The sequence below is a fragment of the Pseudomonas sp. StFLB209 genome, from assembly GCF_000829415.1.
In the GTDB taxonomy this organism is placed as follows: domain Bacteria; phylum Pseudomonadota; class Gammaproteobacteria; order Pseudomonadales; family Pseudomonadaceae; genus Aquipseudomonas.
Genome location: NZ_AP014637.1, coordinates 3,097,435 through 3,113,536, shown reverse-complemented (window position 1 = coordinate 3,113,536; position 16,102 = coordinate 3,097,435). Strand labels below are relative to the sequence as shown.

General features: G+C 58.7%; 15 protein-coding genes. 4 read left to right on the top strand and 11 right to left on the bottom strand.

Translation table 11 applies throughout. From position 1 onward, the window contains the following. Window positions 1–14 precede the first annotated feature (14 nt). The gene (locus tag PSCI_RS13850) at window positions 15–323 is read left to right on the top strand and encodes a YhbY family RNA-binding protein (RefSeq protein ID WP_045487708.1); all 309 of its coding nucleotides are present in this window, start codon (window positions 15–17) and stop codon (window positions 321–323) included. Between the two features lie 217 nt (window positions 324–540). On the opposite strand, the gene greA is transcribed toward PSCI_RS13850, so the two are convergent. The 7 genes from greA to grpE form a co-directional block, all read right to left on the bottom strand. Then, complete coding sequence (greA, locus tag PSCI_RS13845; RefSeq protein ID WP_045487706.1) at window positions 541–1,020, bottom strand: transcription elongation factor GreA; 480 nt, start codon at window positions 1,018–1,020, stop codon at window positions 541–543. Further along, window positions 1,017–4,238: a carbamoyl-phosphate synthase large subunit gene (gene carB / locus PSCI_RS13840; protein ID WP_045487704.1), complete on the bottom strand. Its 3,222-nt coding sequence runs from the start codon at window positions 4,236–4,238 to the stop codon at window positions 1,017–1,019. The genes greA and carB overlap by 4 nt, the downstream gene beginning before the upstream one ends. A gap of 147 nt (window positions 4,239–4,385) precedes the next feature. After that, complete coding sequence (gene carA, locus PSCI_RS13835; protein ID WP_045487702.1) at window positions 4,386–5,522, bottom strand: glutamine-hydrolyzing carbamoyl-phosphate synthase small subunit; 1,137 nt, start codon at window positions 5,520–5,522, stop codon at window positions 4,386–4,388. Between the two features lie 250 nt (window positions 5,523–5,772). Continuing rightward, window positions 5,773–6,576, bottom strand: a complete 804-nt coding sequence (gene dapB / locus PSCI_RS13830) for a 4-hydroxy-tetrahydrodipicolinate reductase (protein ID WP_045487699.1) — start codon at window positions 6,574–6,576, stop codon at window positions 5,773–5,775. Window positions 6,577–6,637: 61 nt separating this feature from the next. Continuing rightward, window positions 6,638–7,771, bottom strand: a complete 1,134-nt coding sequence (gene dnaJ / locus PSCI_RS13825; RefSeq protein WP_045487697.1) for a molecular chaperone DnaJ — start codon at window positions 7,769–7,771, stop codon at window positions 6,638–6,640. A gap of 326 nt (window positions 7,772–8,097) precedes the next feature. Further along, complete coding sequence (gene dnaK / locus PSCI_RS13820; protein ID WP_045487694.1) at window positions 8,098–10,014, bottom strand: molecular chaperone DnaK; 1,917 nt, start codon at window positions 10,012–10,014, stop codon at window positions 8,098–8,100. Between the two features lie 101 nt (window positions 10,015–10,115). Continuing rightward, on the bottom strand, window positions 10,116–10,679 hold the full coding sequence (grpE, locus tag PSCI_RS13815) for a nucleotide exchange factor GrpE (RefSeq protein ID WP_045487692.1): 564 nt from the start codon (window positions 10,677–10,679) through the stop codon (window positions 10,116–10,118). A gap of 259 nt (window positions 10,680–10,938) precedes the next feature. On the opposite strand from grpE, the gene recN reads away from it, so the two are divergent. Continuing rightward, a complete protein-coding gene (recN, locus tag PSCI_RS13810; protein WP_045487690.1) occupies window positions 10,939–12,612 on the top strand; it encodes a DNA repair protein RecN in 1,674 nt (557 codons plus the stop codon). Between the two features lie 73 nt (window positions 12,613–12,685). Here recN and fur read toward each other — a convergent pair whose 3' ends face one another. After that, complete coding sequence (fur, locus tag PSCI_RS13805) at window positions 12,686–13,090, bottom strand: ferric iron uptake transcriptional regulator (protein ID WP_045487688.1); 405 nt, start codon at window positions 13,088–13,090, stop codon at window positions 12,686–12,688. A 96-nt stretch (window positions 13,091–13,186) separates the two neighbouring features. Between fur and PSCI_RS13800 the strand changes: the two genes are divergently transcribed. Further along, window positions 13,187–13,711, top strand: a complete 525-nt coding sequence (locus PSCI_RS13800; protein WP_045487686.1) for an outer membrane protein assembly factor BamE — start codon at window positions 13,187–13,189, stop codon at window positions 13,709–13,711. A gap of 63 nt (window positions 13,712–13,774) precedes the next feature. Here PSCI_RS13800 and PSCI_RS13795 read toward each other — a convergent pair whose 3' ends face one another. After that, entirely contained in the window at window positions 13,775–14,095 is a 321-nt protein-coding gene (locus PSCI_RS13795) for an RnfH family protein (protein WP_045487683.1), read from the bottom strand. Next, window positions 14,088–14,522: a type II toxin-antitoxin system RatA family toxin gene (locus PSCI_RS13790; protein ID WP_045494304.1), complete on the bottom strand. Its 435-nt coding sequence runs from the start codon at window positions 14,520–14,522 to the stop codon at window positions 14,088–14,090. The genes PSCI_RS13795 and PSCI_RS13790 overlap by 8 nt, the downstream gene beginning before the upstream one ends. Before the next feature lie 258 nt (window positions 14,523–14,780). Here PSCI_RS13790 and smpB point away from each other — a divergent pair, with 258 nt between their 5' ends. Continuing rightward, complete coding sequence (smpB, locus tag PSCI_RS13785) at window positions 14,781–15,263, top strand: SsrA-binding protein SmpB (protein ID WP_045487678.1); 483 nt, start codon at window positions 14,781–14,783, stop codon at window positions 15,261–15,263. A 44-nt stretch (window positions 15,264–15,307) separates the two neighbouring features. On the opposite strand, the gene PSCI_RS13780 is transcribed toward smpB, so the two are convergent. Further along, window positions 15,308–16,075 (bottom strand): FCD domain-containing protein, encoded by a 768-nt coding sequence (locus tag PSCI_RS13780; RefSeq protein WP_045487674.1) that lies wholly within the window; start codon window positions 16,073–16,075, stop codon window positions 15,308–15,310. Window positions 16,076–16,102 lie beyond the last annotated feature (27 nt).

Here is a 16,102-nt window from a genome sequence, read left to right as displayed (position 1 = left end):
GCAGGGGTCAGATTATGCCGCTCACTCAAGAGCAGAAGAAACAGTACAAATCCATTGGCCACCACCTCAAGCCGGTTCTGATCGTGGCTGACAATGGTTTGACCGAAGGTGTGCTCGCCGAGCTTGAACGCGCTCTGAACGACCACGAGCTGATCAAGATCAAGCTCAACATCCTGGATCGCGAAAGCCGACTGCAGAGCATCGCAGAGCTGTGCAAGAGCGGCTCGGCAGAGCTGGTTCAGGTCATCGGCAAGATGGCACTGATCTACCGCAAGAATCCCAAGCCGAACAAGAACCTTTCCAACGTTCATCGCGCCGGCTGATTCGCGCATCGTCAGGGCCGCAATCGCGCGCCCTGCTACCCTTCGACCAACGGTCGGCCTGCTTCACCCACTTGGCAAAACCTTCATTCAGCTACCTTACAGGGTCCGAGGACACTGCGCAGCAAGCTGCCTGAAAATCGGGACTGGATAGATGAAACAGGCCGCTCACCCCTGAGGATGAACAGCCTGCCTGTTACATCGGTACTGGCCCGAGGTGTCAGATGTGACGAACCTCGATGATTTCGTACTCAACATCACCACCGGGGGCCTTCACCACCACGGTGTCACCTTCTTGCTTGGCGATCAACGCGCGTGCAATTGGCGAAGTGACAGAAATCTTGCCCTGCTTGGCATCTGCCTCATCCTCACCTACAAGCTTGTAGATCACGCTTTCGTCGGTTTCGACGTTAGCGATTTCCACGGTAGTGCCGAACACCACCTTACCGGTATGCGGGATGGTCGTGACATCGATGATCACAGCGTTCTGCATGCGGCCTTCGATGTCACGGATGCGCGCTTCAACCATGCCCTGCTGCTCACGGGCGGCATGGTATTCGGCGTTTTCCTTCAGGTCACCCAGCTCGCGTGCTTCGCCGATGTCCTGACTGAGTTTTGGCCGGACCACCTTGGTCAGGTGGGCCAGTTCCTCTTCGAGCGCACGAGCGCCCTCGACGGTCATTGGGTACTTGGTACTCATCCTTTCATTCCTGCATGGAGGTCCTGCAAGCGACGCACGGTCTTTTCCGGACCGAACTTGAGCGCTTCACAGACCGCTTCGCCAGCCGCAATGGTGGTTGTGCAGTAGATCTTATGCTGCAGCGCATTGCGACGAATGGAGTAGGAGTCAGCGATCGACTGACGGCCTTCGGTGGTATTGATGATCAAAGTCACTTCGTCGTTCTTGATCATGTCGACAACGTGCGGGCGACCTTCGGTCACCTTGTTGACCCGGCGCACCTTCAGGCCCGCAGCTTCGATCAGCTTGGCAGTACCAGCGGTAGCGACTACCTCGAAACCAAGGTTGATCAGGTCACGGGCGACACCCGCCACGAGCGGCTTGTCGTCGTCACGCACGCTGATGAACGCAGTACCACCCGTTGGCAGCACTTCGCTGGCACCCATCTGGGCTTTGGCAAATGCCTCGCCGAAGGTGTCGCCCACGCCCATCACTTCACCGGTGGATTTCATCTCCGGGCCGAGGATCGGGTCAACACCCGGGAACTTGGCAAATGGGAACACCGCTTCCTTGACGCTGTAGAAGTCAGGAATGATTTCCTTGGTGAAGCCCAGCTCTTTCAGGGTTTTGCCGGCCATGACACGGGCTGCGATCATTGCCAGGGATACACCGATGCACTTGGAAACGAACGGCACGGTACGCGAAGCACGCGGGTTCACTTCAATGACGTAGATGTCCTCGCCCTGCAACGCCAACTGCACGTTCATCAGACCGACGACACCCAGCTCAAGGGCCATCTTCTTGACCTGGTCGCGCATCTCGTCCTGGATATGGGCCGGCAACGAGTACGGCGGCAGCGAACAGGCCGAGTCACCGGAGTGAACACCGGCTTGCTCGATGTGCTGCATGATCGCACCGATCACCACATCGGTGCCGTCGCTGACAGCATCGACGTCCATCTCGATTGCGCAGTTGAGGAAGTGATCGAGCAGCACCGGGCTGTCGTTGGAGACCTGAACGGCCTCGCGCAGGTAGCGCTTGAGCTCTTCTTCCTGATAGACGATTTCCATCGCACGGCCACCCAATACATAGGATGGACGCACCACCAGCGGGTAACCGATCTTGGCCGCTGCACGAATCGCTTCGTCTTCGCTGCGCACGGTGGCGTTTGGTGGCTGGCGCAGGTTCAGGCGCTCAACCATCTGCTGGAAGCGCTCACGGTCTTCAGCACGGTCGATGGCATCAGGGCTGGTGCCGATGATCGGCACGCCGGCTGCTTCAAGGGCACGCGCCAGTTTCAGCGGCGTCTGGCCGCCGTACTGGACAATCACACCTTTTGGCTTCTCGACACGGACGATTTCCAGCACGTCTTCCAGGGTCACTGGCTCGAAGTACAGGCGATCAGAGGTGTCGTAGTCGGTGGAGACGGTTTCCGGGTTGCAGTTGACCATGATCGTTTCATAGCCATCGTCACGCAGCGCGAGGGCCGCGTGTACACAGCAGTAGTCGAACTCGATACCTTGGCCGATACGGTTCGGACCGCCACCGAGGATCATGATCTTGTCGCGCGTCGAAGGATTGGCTTCGCACTCTTCTTCGTACGTGGAGTACATGTACGCAGTGTCGGTGGCGAACTCGGCCGCACAGGTGTCAACGCGCTTGTAAACCGGGAACACTTCCAGTTTCTGGCGGTGAGTGCGCAGGTTCTTCTCGGTCACGCCCAGCAGCTTGGCCAGACGGGCATCGGAGAAGCCTTTGCGCTTGAGGCGCAACATCAGGTCACGGTCGATGGCCGACAGACCCTGGGTCTTGATCTTCTCTTCATCCTTGATCAGATCTTCGATCTGCACCAGGAACCAAGGGTCGATCATGTTCATGCCAAAGATGTCTTCAACGCTGAAACCGGCACGGAACGCATCGGCGACGTACCAGATACGCTCAGCACCTGGAACGGTCAGTTCACGCTTGAGCGTGCTCATGCTTTCCGGGTGGCTCAGGTCCAGTTTCGGATCCAGACCGCTGACACCGACTTCCAGACCGCGCAGGGCTTTCTGCAGGGACTCCTGGAAGGTACGACCAATGGCCATGACCTCACCCACCGACTTCATCTGAGTGGTCAGGCGAGCGTCGGCATTGGAGAACTTCTCGAACGCAAAGCGCGGCAGCTTGGTCACGACGTAGTCGATCGACGGTTCGAAAGACGCCGGGGTCTTGCCGCCAGTGATGTCGTTCTGCAGCTCGTCGAGGGTGTAACCCACAGCCAGCTTGGCCGCGATCTTGGCGATCGGGAAACCGGTTGCCTTGGAAGCCAGCGCCGAGGAACGCGAAACACGCGGGTTCATCTCGATCACGACCATACGGCCGGTGTTCGGGCAAATACCGAACTGAACGTTGGAGCCACCGGTCTCAACGCCGATCTCGCGCAGCACCGCCAGCGAGGCGTTACGCAGGATCTGGTATTCCTTGTCGGTCAGGGTCTGTGCAGGTGCCACAGTGATCGAGTCACCGGTGTGCACGCCCATCGGGTCAAAGTTTTCGATGGAGCAGACGATGATGCAGTTGTCCTTTTTGTCACGGACAACTTCCATCTCGTACTCTTTCCAGCCGATCAGCGATTCGTCGATCAGCAGTTCCTTGGTTGGCGACAGATCCAGACCACGGGCGCAGATTTCTTCGAACTCTTCACGGTTGTAAGCGATACCGCCACCGGTGCCACCCATGGTGAAGGACGGGCGGATGATGCAAGGGAAACCCAGCGTCTCCAGTACCGCGTTGGCTTCTTCCATGGAATGGGCGATACCGGAACGCGGACAGGCCAGGCCAATGGCCTTCATGGCCTTGTCGAAACGCGAACGGTCTTCGGCCTTGTCGATGGTGTCAGCATTGGCACCGATCATTTCCACGCCGAACTTTTCCAGAACGCCTTCGCGCTCCAGGTCCAAAGCGCAGTTCAGTGCAGTCTGGCCGCCCATGGTCGGCAATACGGCATCTGGACGCTCTTTCTCGATGATCTTGGCAACACTCTGCCACTTGATCGGCTCGATGTAGGTCGCGTCCGCCATGGCCGGGTCGGTCATGATGGTGGCCGGGTTGGAGTTCACCAGGATAACCCGGTAACCCTCTTCGCGCAGGGCTTTACAGGCCTGGGCGCCGGAGTAGTCGAATTCACAGGCCTGGCCGATCACGATGGGGCCGGCGCCGAGAATCAGGATACTTTTAATGTCTGTACGTTTTGGCATGGGTTGTCACTCAAATCCGCAGGTCAGTCGGCAAGCCGTCTTGATCAATTCATTGCGGTACCGGGTGGCAGCGCCTGGCGCAACTCCTGCTACAGAGATTGCCGGGGCCACCCTGACACCTGATTACTTCATTCTCAAGGCAACCGGTCAGCGACGCTTGGCCATCGCATCGATAAAGCGGTCGAACAGTGGCGCCACGTCAGTCGGGCCAGGGCTGGCTTCAGGGTGACCCTGGAAGCTGAACGCGCTCTTGTCGGTGCGCTCGATACCCTGCAGGGTACCGTCGAACAGCGATTTGTGGATGGCGCGAACGTTGCCCGGCAGGGTCGCTTCGTCTACCGCAAAACCGTGGTTCTGGCTGGTGATCATGACCACACCAGTGTCCAGATCCTGGACCGGGTGGTTGGCGCCGTGGTGGCCATGCCCCATTTTGACGGTCTTGGCGCCCGAAGCCAGGGCCAGCAACTGGTGACCCAGGCAGATACCGAACACCGGAATTTCGGTTTCCAGCACTTGCTTGATGGCAGCGATGGCGTAGTCACAAGGCTCTGGATCGCCAGGGCCGTTGGACAGGAACACGCCGTCAGGATTAAGCGCCAGCACTTCACTGGCCGGGGTCTGGGCAGGCACCACGGTGACGCGGCAGCCGCGAGCCACCAGCATGCGCAGGATATTGACCTTGACGCCATAGTCGAACGCCACGACATGGTAAGGCAGATCGGCCGCCGGAATTTCCGGATGGCTGTCGGTTTTCAGTTCCCAGACACTGGAGCGCCACTCGTAACGCTCTTTGGTGCTGACAACCTTGGCCAGGTCCATGCCTTTGAGGCCAGGGAAACCACGCGCAGCAGCAATCGCCGCTTCTTCGCTGATGTTGTCGCCGGCCAGGATGCAGCCGTTCTGAGCGCCCTTCTCACGCAGGATGCGGGTCAGGCGGCGAGTGTCGATCCCGGCAATGGCCACCACGTTGTTGGCCTTGAGATAGTCTTGCAGCGACAGCTTGTTACGCCAGTTGCTGGCCACCAGCGGCAGGTCACGAATGACCAGGCCAGCCGACCATACACGATCAGACTCAGCGTCTTCAGGCGTGGTGCCCGTGTTGCCGACATGCGGGTAGGTCAGGGTAACGATTTGTTGGGCATAGGAAGGATCGGTAAGGATTTCCTGATAGCCGGTCATTGCGGTGTTGAACACCACCTCTCCAACGGTCTGGCCGTCGGCTCCAATGGCTTCGCCGCGAAAAATGCTGCCATCAGCAAGGGCGAGTATGGCTGGCTTAGTCAAGAAGACCTCCCGTAGTTAAAGCCTGAAAGGGCGTTCGCAGGTTGCAAAAAAGCGGAGTGACGTTTCGATACGTCACCCCGCTTTCTTGGATAGATTCATCTGCGCGCTTTTAGTGGACACACTAAAGCTGTAGCTTACAGAAAAGGGCTGTTTTGGTCTACCACCAATCGGCCCAAGACTGGTTAAACAAGGCCATCACTGAGCAAAGAATCAAGAACGGCCTGTTTTTTTCACGAAAAGTGACAGCGGTTCAACGCAGTTCGAGCACGTCCTGCATGTCATACAGGCCGGGTATCTTGCCGTCCAGCCACAGCGCAGCACGCACCGCACCACGGGCAAAGGTCATCCGGCTGGAAGCCTTGTGGGTAATCTCCACACGCTCGCCATCAGCGGCAAACAGCACGGTATGATCACCGACAATGTCACCGGCACGGGTGGTCGCAAAACCAATGGTCTGCCGATCACGAGCGCCTGTCTGGCCTTCACGACCATACACCGCCACCTTATCGAGATCGCGGCCCAGCGCAGCGGCAACCACCTCACCCATACGCAGCGCGGTACCCGACGGTGCGTCGACCTTGTGCCGATGGTGCGCCTCGCTGATCTCGATATCGACCTCATCCCCCAGCACCCGCGCGGCGGTATCCAGCAACTTCAGGCACAGGTTGACACCGACACTGTAGTTGGCCGCAAAGACAATCGGAATGTCCTTGGCCGCCTCTTCGATACGCTGCTTTTCTTCGGCGCTGAAACCCGTGGTGCCGATGACCATGGCCTTGCCAGCCTTGCGGCAAAACGCCAGGTTCTTCAGGGTTACCGATGGGTGAGTGAAGTCGATCAGCACATCAAACTCTTCCGCCACACGAGCCAGGTCGCCCGACAGCGGCACACCAATGCGCCCCTGCCCAGCCAGCTCGCCGGCATCAGCACCAACCAGCGTGCTGTCAGGACGATCAACTGCTGCGGTAAGCCCGGCACCCTGCGCCTGACCAACCGCCTCGATAAGAATCTTGCCCATGCGCCCAGCGGCACCGGTAATAGCTATACGTCGCATATTCTGCTCCTGCCAGCCCTCGGGAAAGCGACGCTCTCACGAGGGCTTCTGGTTGGTGGCCTTACAAGTCGCCAAAGAACCGCTTCACACCTTCGAACCAGCCACTGGCCTTGGGCGAATGTGATTCGTCGCTTTGCAGCGACTCGCGGAACTCTTCCAGCAATTCACGCTGGCGCTTGCTGAGGTTGACCGGCGTCTCGACGGCGACCCGACACATCAGGTCACCCGGACCACCGCCACGCACTGGAGCCACACCCTTGCCACGCAGACGGAACTGCTTGCCGGTCTGGGTGCCCTCAGGAATCTTCAGCTTGACCCGCCCTTCAAGAGTCGGCACTTCAAGCTCGCCGCCCAAGGCTGCATCAGTGAAGCTGATTGGCACTTCGCAGAACAGATGCTTGCCATCGCGCTGGAAAATCGGGTGCTCGCGAACATTGATGACAACGTACAGATCGCCATTCGGACCACCTTGCGGCCCCGCCTCACCTTCGCCAGACAGGCGAATGCGATCGCCGGTATCGACCCCCGAAGGCACTTTGACCGACAAGGTCTTGTACTCTTCGACCCGGCCTTCGCCATTGCAGGAATCGCACGGATCAGAAATGATCTTGCCCTGGCCATGGCAGCGCGGGCAGGTCTGCTGCACCGAGAAGAAGCCTTGCTGCATGCGCACCTGACCAATGCCGCCACAGGTCGGACACGTGACAGGCGAGGAGCCTTTCTTGGCACCGCTGCCGTCGCACGGCTTGCAATTGACCAGCGTCGGCACACGAATATTCACGGTTGTACCGCGAACCGCTTCTTCCAGATTCAGCTCAAGGGTGTAGCGCAGGTCGCTGCCGCGCTGTGGACCGCCACGCGCGCCACCACGACCGCCACCACCGAAGAAGTCGCTGAACACATCACCGAAAATATCCGAGAAGTTCGCGCCACCGGCACCAAAGCCGCCACCGCCGCCACCCATGCTCGGGTCGACACCGGCGTGGCCGTACTGGTCGTAGGCCGCACGCTTGCTGGTATCGGACAGCACTTCGTAGGCCTCGTTGGCCTCTTTGAAAAGCTCTTCCGATGCTTTGTCATCAGGGTTACGGTCAGGGTGATGCTTCATCGCCAGGCGGCGATAAGCTTTTTTCAGCTCGGCCTCGCTGGCGCCGCGCTCGACCCCCAATACTTCGTAATAATCACGCTTCGCCATAATTCTTCCGCACTCTTGAGGACGCCCGGCCAAACCCTCCTGAGCCTGGCCAGACTCGTTGAGCCCAATACAGGCCCGGACCCAACTCACGTCAATTCAACGATCCTGGTCTTCGTTCAACGGCCGCAAAGGGCCGCGAAAAGCGGCAGAACAAGCCGCACTGCAGGAGCACCGCGGCCTTGCCACAGGACTTGCGCAGCACAGCGCACAAGCCATAAAAAAATCGTCTATCCCAGACACGCCAACGCGGGAGCAAGCTCCCGCGCGGCGACATCCTACCAGCGACCGCGATACAGCGGTCAACCGGGTTGCAAGTGAGCCTGCGCTTACTTGTGGTCTTTGACTTCTTCGAACTCGGCGTCGACAACGTCATCAGCCTTGGCCGCGCCTTCAGCCGGCTTGGCAGCGGCTTCCGGAGCTTCAGCCTGTTCGGCATACATCTTCTGCGCGATTGGCGCAGAGACCTTGGACAGCTCTTCAACCTTGGCATCGATGACCGACTTGTCGTCGCCCTTCACTGCCACTTCCAGCGCAGCGACAGCCGCTTCTACCGCAGTTTTCTCTTCAGCAGTGACCTTGTCACCGGCGTCGGCAATCATTTTGCGGGTCGAATGCACCAGCGCATCACCCTGGTTACGGGCCGAGGCCAGCTCTTCGAACTTGCGGTCTTCCTCGGCATTAGCCTCGGCATCACGCACCATCTGCTGGATTTCTTCCTCGGACAGACCGGAGTTGGCCTTGATCACGATCGACTGCTGCTTGCCGGTAGCCTTGTCTTTCGCGCCGACGTGCAGGATGCCGTTGGCGTCGATGTCGAAGGTCACCTCGATTTGCGGAACGCCACGTGGCGCCGGCGGAATCTCGGCCAGGTCGAACTTGCCCAGCGATTTGTTCTGGGTCGCCTGCTTGCGCTCACCTTGCAGCACGTGAATGGTCACGGCGTTCTGGTTGTCGTCAGCGGTAGAGAACACTTGCGACTTCTTGGTCGGGATGGTGGTGTTCTTCTCGATCAGCGCAGTCATCACGCCACCCATGGTTTCGATACCCAGGGTCAGCGGGCTGACGTCCAGCAGCAGCACGTCTTTGACGTCACCGGCCAGAACCGCGCCCTGAATGGCGGCGCCCATGGCAACAGCTTCGTCCGGGTTGACGTCCTTGCGAGCTTCCTTGCCGAAGAACTCGGCAACCAGCTTCTGCACCAGCGGCATACGGGTCTGGCCACCGACCAGAATCACGTCGTTGATCGCACCGATGTCGATACCGGCATCTTTCAGAGCAGTACGGCAAGGCTCGATGGTGCGCTGCACCAGGTCTTCAACCAGCGACTCCAGCTTGGAACGCGAGATTTTCACGTTCAAGTGCTTTGGACCGGTGGCGTCTGCAGTGATGTACGGCAGGTTGACGTCGGTCTGGGTGCTGGAAGACAGCTCGATCTTGGCTTTTTCAGCGGCTTCTTTCAGGCGCTGCATGGCCAGCGGATCACCTTTGAGGTTGATGCCGCTTTCTTTCTTGAATTCGTCGACGAGGTAGTCGATCAGACGGATATCGAAGTCCTCACCACCGAGGAACGTGTCACCGTTGGTGGCCAATACTTCGAACTGGTGCTCGCCGTCGACTTCAGCGATCTCGATGACCGATACGTCGAAGGTACCACCACCGAGGTCATAAACGATCACCGTGTGGTCGCCTTTGGCCTTGTCCATACCGTATGCCAGCGCGGCTGCGGTCGGTTCGTTGATGATCCGCTTGACGTCAAGACCCGCAATACGGCCGGCGTCCTTGGTCGCCTGACGCTGGCTGTCGTTGAAGTAGGCCGGAACGGTGATCACCGCCTCAGTCACGGTCTCGCCGAGGTAGTCTTCGGCGGTTTTCTTCATCTTCTTGAGAATTTCAGCCGAGATCTGTGGCGGAGCCATTTTCTGGCCATTGACTTCAACCCACGCGTCGCCGTTGTCAGCCTTGGTGATCTTGTAAGGGACCATCTGGATGTCTTTCTGTACGACACCCTCGTCGAAACGACGGCCGATCAGACGCTTTACTGCGTACAGCGTGTTGTGCGGGTTGGTGACCGCCTGACGCTTGGCCGACTGACCGACCAGGATTTCGCCATCGTTGGCGTAGGCGATGATCGAAGGGGTAGTACGCGCACCTTCGGCGTTTTCAATGACCTTGACGTTGCCGCCTTCCAGAATCGAGACGCAGGAGTTGGTGGTCCCCAGGTCGATACCGATAATTTTGCCCATCTTGACTCTCCCGAAACTTTTGATTGGTTGCCGCAACCGGGTTCACAGATTGCGGTAGCACTTAAACGCTTGACCTTTAAATGGGGGCTGCCCGGACGATTTCAAGCCTGCTCGTTAATTGAGGGCGTGGCCGGCGAAGGCGCCTTGCTGACCACGACCATGGCCGGGCGCAGCAGGCGGCCATTGAGCTGATAGCCCTTCTGGAAGACCTTGAGTACGGTGTTGGGCTCGACGTTGGCGTTCTCTTCCATTGCCATCGCCTGGTGCTGTTCAGCATTGAACGGCTGGCCATGCGGATCAACGGCTTCCAGCTGATAGCGCTTGAGCGTGTCCTGAAACATCTTGAGGGTCAGTTCGATGCCTTCACGCATCGGACGGATGCTCTGGTCGTCCGGGTTGGACAGCTCCAGGCCACGCTCAAGGCTATCGATGATCGGCAACAGGTCGGCGGAGAATTTTTCCAGCGCAAACTTGTGCGCCTTTTCAACGTCCTGCTCGGCACGGCGGCGGACATTCTGCAGATCCGCAACGGCTCGCAGGGACTGGTCCTGCGCGGTGGCGAGTTGCTCTTCGAGCACTTGCACGCGGGTCGCCAGATCATCCCCGGCTTCAGCCTGTGCGGCCTGCCCCTGAGCGTGCGTATCCAGATTCTGTTCGTCAGCCATACTTCTCTCCTCTCCAAAACGTCCGCGATCCCAACTCGCGCTTCTGCCCCTTATATGGGAGCGGAATTTCCAGCTTCAAGGGGAGCACACCACGAAGTGCAGGGTAAAAAGCAAAAACCGCCAGCCCGCCAATCCACCTTGCGCATCAGGCAATTGCAGGCCTGTCCGACGACCAGTCATTACGAATTGGAGACGGGCATTGTCAGGCCGAAACAAAACACTGTATAAATAACCAGAAGAATCGTTCTGGAGCCGCTGCATGCTGGTTCATCTTTCGGTACACAACTACGCCATCGTCGAACACCTCGATCTGGAGCTTGATCGCGGCATGAGCGTCATCACGGGTGAAACCGGCGCCGGCAAGTCGATCATGCTCGACGCCCTGGGCCTCACCCTCGGTGACCGCGCCGACAGCGGCGTGGTTCGCCCTGGCGCCGACAAGGCCGATATTTTGGCCACGTTCGACCTGAGCAAGATCCCTGAGGCGCAGACCTGGCTCAAGGAGCGAGACCTGGAGGGCGAGGCACTGTGCATTCTGCGCCGGGTCATCACTGCTGAAGGTCGTTCACGCGCCTACATCAACGGCACGCCATGCCCACAGGGCGACTTGAAAGCCTTGGGCGAGCTGTTGATCGACATCCACAGCCAGCATGAACACCAGTCGCTGCTCAAAAGCGATACTCACCGGCGCCTGCTCGACGAATATGCGGGCGCAACCGATCTGGCCCGCCAGGTACAACTGGCCTCGCAGCGCTGGCGCCAGACACGCGCCGAGCTGGAGCGCCTGTCCAGTTCAGGTGATGAACAACGCGCGCGCCACCAGTTGCTCAGCTATCAACTCGAAGAGCTGGAGAATCTCAGCCTTGGTGAAAACGAGCTCGAGCAGCTCGAGCAGGATCAAAAGACCCTGACCAACGCCGAGAGCCTGCTGAGCATCTGCCGTCAGGTTATCGAACAATGCAGCGAAAGTGACTCGGGCAACGTCCTGCACGCCCTGACCAACAGCCTCAATCGCCTGTCCAGCGTGAGCGGCAATTCGACACCACTCAATGAGGCCACCGACCTGCTGTCCAGCGCCCAGATCCAGGTTGAAGAGGCCGTGGGCGAACTCAATCGTTTTCTCGACCACTTCGATGCCGATCCGGGCCGCCTTCAACAGATCGAAGAGCGCCTGGACGCCATCTACAGCCTGGCACGCAAACATCGTATCCAGCCCCATGAAGTCGCTACCCTGCATCAGAAGCTGCTCGATGAGATTGAAACGCTCAACGCCAGCGACGAGTCGATCGAGCGGCTGCAGAACGAGCTGACGGCCTACGCCCGGCATTATCAGGAAAAAGCCCGGCAACTGAGCGACCTGCGGCGCCACTCGTCGAGCGAACTGGCCCATGCAGTGGAACAGGAGATCCACCGCCTGGGCATGCCCGGCGGCCGCTTCAACATCGAGCTCAAGGCCAATACCGGGGCTGACCTGCTGCCTTACGGCCTTGAACAGGTCGAACTGCTGGTCAGCGCCAACCCGGGTCAGCCACTCAAGCCTTTATCAAAAGTCGCTTCCGGCGGTGAACTGTCACGGATCAGCCTGGCCATTCAGGTCATCACCGCTCAGACCTCGCGGATTCCTACCCTGGTATTCGATGAAGTCGACGTGGGCATTGGTGGCCCGACGGCAGAAATTGTTGGTCAATTGCTGCGCCGCCTGGGCGAGCGCGGCCAGGTCATCACCGTCACCCACCTGCCCCAGGTGGCAGCGCAGGGCCATCAGCACCTGTTCGTGCACAAGGCCCGTGACAGCAATGCGACGCGCACTGCGGTATCAAAGCTCGGCAAGCACGAGCGCATCGAAGAGGTGGCGCGGATGCTGGGCGGTATTGACCTGACCAAGGAGTCATTGGCCCATGCGAAGAAAATGATACTCAGCCAGAAAAACTGAACGCCCCAAAAAACCAAAAGGCCCCTTGCCGAACGAATCGGCAAGGGGCCTTTTTTGCTGTACGAAGAAAGGTTTAGGCTTTCTTGCGCACGTAGAGCACCAGATTGTGATCGACCAGATCAAAGCCGTGACGCTCAACGATGGCCTTTTGCAAGGCTTCGATTTCTTCGTCGAAGAATTCGATGACCTCACCGGAGTCCACATTGACCATATGGTCGTGGTGGCCGCCGTCTGCCAGTTCGAAGACCGCATGACCGCCGTCGAAGTTGTGGCGCACCACCAGACCTGCCGCTTCGAATTGGGTCAGAACACGGTAAACCGTGGCCAGACCGACATCTTCACTGGCGTCCATCAGAGCCTTGTAGACATCCTCGGCACTCATGTGGCGCTGCTCGGCAGAATCGAGCATTTGAAGGATCTTGACCCGCGGAAGGGTCACCTTGAGTCCTGCTTTACGTAGTTCGCTATTTTCAACCATGGTCAGCTTTCTCGCAGACGCTGCTTCGCAGCTTCTCTTAATGCAGGTATGATCGGGGTTTGTTGACCCAGCCAAGATAGTGGAAGTCGCCCACCGATGCAAAACACCAAGCTCTTGCTAACCAGTTTCACACTTGTGGGACTGCTCGCACTCGCCGGTTGCTCGTTCCCCGGGGTTTATAAAATCGACATCCAGCAGGGAAATGTCGTCACGCAGGATATGATAGACCAGTTGCGCCCCGGAATGACCCGGCGGCAAGTACGGTTTATCATGGGCAACCCGTTGCTGGTCGATACATTCCACACCGATCGCTGGGATTATCTGTATAGCCTGCAACCCGGCGGCGGTGAACGCCAACAGGAACGCATCAGCCTGATTTTCAACGGCAATGACCAACTGGTCAGCCTGTCTGGCGACTTCATGCCGGGTGTCAGCCGTGACGAGGCCATCCTTGGCCAAGGCAGTGACACCAGCGTGACGCCGGTGCAGAGCCAGCCGCAGACGCCACCTGAACAGCCCGCGCGCCCAGGCTCGATGCTTGACCAGATTCAGAAAGAGGTCGACAGCGTCGAGACAACGCCAGTCCCTGAACAGGAACCGCTGGAAGCACCAGCGCGTTAAGCAAAAATGCCCGGCTAGCCGGGCATTTTTTTATCCAGATATTTTCTCGGCCCTGAACTGAAGTCAGGCCCGCCCCTTCTTCGGTCGCGCTTTTTCAGCCTTGGCAGCACGCAGCCGCCGCACTTCCTTCGGATCAGCCAATAGCGGTCGATAGATCTCGATACGCTCACCCGACTCCATGACGCGATAGTCAGGATCGCTGATCAGTTTGCCAAAGACCCCCACCGCACAAGACTCCAGCTCAAGCTCCGGAAAAACCGCTCCGATGCCGCTTGACTGCAATGCCTGGCGAACCGTGGTGCCAGCAGCCACCTTGACGCGCAACATGACCTGACGCTCAAGACTTGCATGCACCACCTCGATCTCAATCGGGGTTTCAGACATGCAGCTGTTTCGCCCGCTGGCAGAATGCATCGACCAAGGTATTGGCTGCCTGATTGAACAGTGGCCCGAGGGTGGCACGCACCAGTGGCCCGGCATAGTCGAACGACAGGTCCAGATTGATCTTGCAGGCCTTTTCGCCCAGCGACTTGAAAGTCCAGACACCATGCAATTGACTGAAGGGCCCTTCGACCAGGTCCATGACAATCGACTCACCTGGTATCAGGGTATTGCGGGTCACGAACTTCTGGCTCAGTCCGCCTTTGGCGATTTCAAGACTGGCACGCATCTCGGTGTCGCTGGACTCGTGCACCAGCGCCGCGGCACACCAAGGCAAGAATTCGGGATAGCGAGCCACATCGTTGACCAGGTCATAAAGAAACCGGGCTGGATACGGCAACAGTGCCGAACGTTGAATATGCGTAGTCATGTCAGCATCTTTTCCAAAACTGAGCGGCATATAAATGCCGAACGGCACCCTCTGGTGCCTCAAGAATGAAAGTCAGGGTAACAGGATCGGACGCCAGCGCCTCATCACCTTTTCGCCTGAGTCGTGGGCCGCTCAGATGCGATACGCCACGTTACAAGGTGTAAAAAGAGCGCGCATTGTCCGGGATTCGATCATCGCGCTCAAGCACACGCCTTGCCCATAGCCGACAACGCAGCAACTGCCTATAATGCGGCCCCTATGGCCAAACTCAAAAAGCACCCTACAGGGACCATCGCGCAGAATAAAAAAGCGCGTCACGATTACTTCATCGAACACAAGTTCGAAGCCGGTCTGGTCCTGTCCGGTTGGGAAGTAAAAAGCCTGCGTGCCAGCAAGGTACAGTTGGTTGACAGCTATGTGCTGCTCAAGGACGACGAAGCCTGGCTGATGGGCAGTCATATCACCCCCCTCAAGACAGCCAGCACGCATGTCATCGCGGACCCGACGCGCACTCGCAAGCTGCTGCTCAACCGCCGCGAACTCGACAGGCTGTTCGCCGCTGTACAGCAAAAGGGCTATACCTGCGTTGCCTTGTCGCTGTACTGGAAACAGCACATGATCAAGTGCGAAATCGCACTGGGCAAAGGCAAAAAGGAATACGACAAGCGCGACACCGAGCGCGAACGCGATTCCAACCGCGAACTGCAACGTGCCGTGCGCAACAAGGGCAAGGAAGACTGACCCCGCGCAGCCCGCGACAGGCTATCGCGGGCATTCGGCGTAACCTACAGGTTATGCCGCCGCTCGGCTCGCGCCGCCCGCTCTCCCTGCTGACGCACCTCCTCAAGCACCTCCTGAACATACATCAGGTGGCGACTTGAAACACTTCGTGCATCCTCGGCGCGCCCTTCGATAATCGCCTCATACAGCTCACGATGCTGCGCGATAAGCATGTCGCGGGTCTCGCTGCGCTGCTGATACATGCCCCCGATATTGATCACGACGTTACGCCGCACCAGGTCGAACAGCCCACGAATGGTGTGCAGCAACACCGCGTTATGGCTGGCCTCGGCAATCGCCAGATGGAAATTGGCATCGGCAGCGGCCTCTTCGACACCGCCCTCCTGTTCAGCCCTGGCGTAACAATCCTGCAGAGCATCAAATGCCTGGCGCAGCCGCTCGCGATCCAGATCGGTAGCCCGCAACGCTGCGTAGTAGGCGCACGAGGCTTCCAGAGTATGCCGAAACTCCAGCAGGTCGCGCTGCGCGTCCGGGCTGCTTTCCAGCAGTTGCAGCAACGGATCACTGAAGGTCGAGCCCAGATTTTCCGCCACGTAATTACCGCCGCCCTGACGACTGATCAACAGCCCTTTGGCTGTCAGTTTCTGAATGGCCTCACGCAGGGATGGGCGTGAAACACCAAACTGCTCAGCCAGCACGCGCTCGGCAGGCAAACGACCGCCGGCCTTGAGCGTGCCTTCCAGAATCATTTTTTCCAGCTGCTCGACAATATCGTCCGACAAACGGCGTTGCCGCACTTGACCAAAGCCCATAACCCTCACTCCACCTTCCCGACCTCG

Coding starts and splice junctions, on each gene's coding strand:
- PSCI_RS13850 (WP_045487708.1), top strand. CDS start 15: ATGCCGCTCACTCAAGAGCAGAAGAAACAGTACAAATCCATTGGCCAC.
- greA (WP_045487706.1), bottom strand. CDS start 1,020: ATGAGTACCAAGTACCCAATGACCGTCGAGGGCGCTCGTGCGCTCGAA.
- carB (WP_045487704.1), bottom strand. CDS start 4,238: ATGCCAAAACGTACAGACATTAAAAGTATCCTGATTCTCGGCGCCGGC.
- dapB (WP_045487699.1), bottom strand. CDS start 6,576: ATGCGACGTATAGCTATTACCGGTGCCGCTGGGCGCATGGGCAAGATT.
- dnaJ (WP_045487697.1), bottom strand. CDS start 7,771: ATGGCGAAGCGTGATTATTACGAAGTATTGGGGGTCGAGCGCGGCGCC.
- dnaK (WP_045487694.1), bottom strand. CDS start 10,014: ATGGGCAAAATTATCGGTATCGACCTGGGGACCACCAACTCCTGCGTC.
- grpE (WP_045487692.1), bottom strand. CDS start 10,679: ATGGCTGACGAACAGAATCTGGATACGCACGCTCAGGGGCAGGCCGCA.
- recN (WP_045487690.1), top strand. CDS start 10,939: ATGCTGGTTCATCTTTCGGTACACAACTACGCCATCGTCGAACACCTC.
- fur (WP_045487688.1), bottom strand. CDS start 13,090: ATGGTTGAAAATAGCGAACTACGTAAAGCAGGACTCAAGGTGACCCTT.
- PSCI_RS13800 (WP_045487686.1), top strand. CDS start 13,187: ATGCAAAACACCAAGCTCTTGCTAACCAGTTTCACACTTGTGGGACTG.
- PSCI_RS13795 (WP_045487683.1), bottom strand. CDS start 14,095: ATGTCTGAAACCCCGATTGAGATCGAGGTGGTGCATGCAAGTCTTGAG.
- PSCI_RS13790 (WP_045494304.1), bottom strand. CDS start 14,522: ATGACTACGCATATTCAACGTTCGGCACTGTTGCCGTATCCAGCCCGG.
- smpB (WP_045487678.1), top strand. CDS start 14,781: ATGGCCAAACTCAAAAAGCACCCTACAGGGACCATCGCGCAGAATAAA.
- PSCI_RS13780 (WP_045487674.1), bottom strand. CDS start 16,075: ATGGGCTTTGGTCAAGTGCGGCAACGCCGTTTGTCGGACGATATTGTC.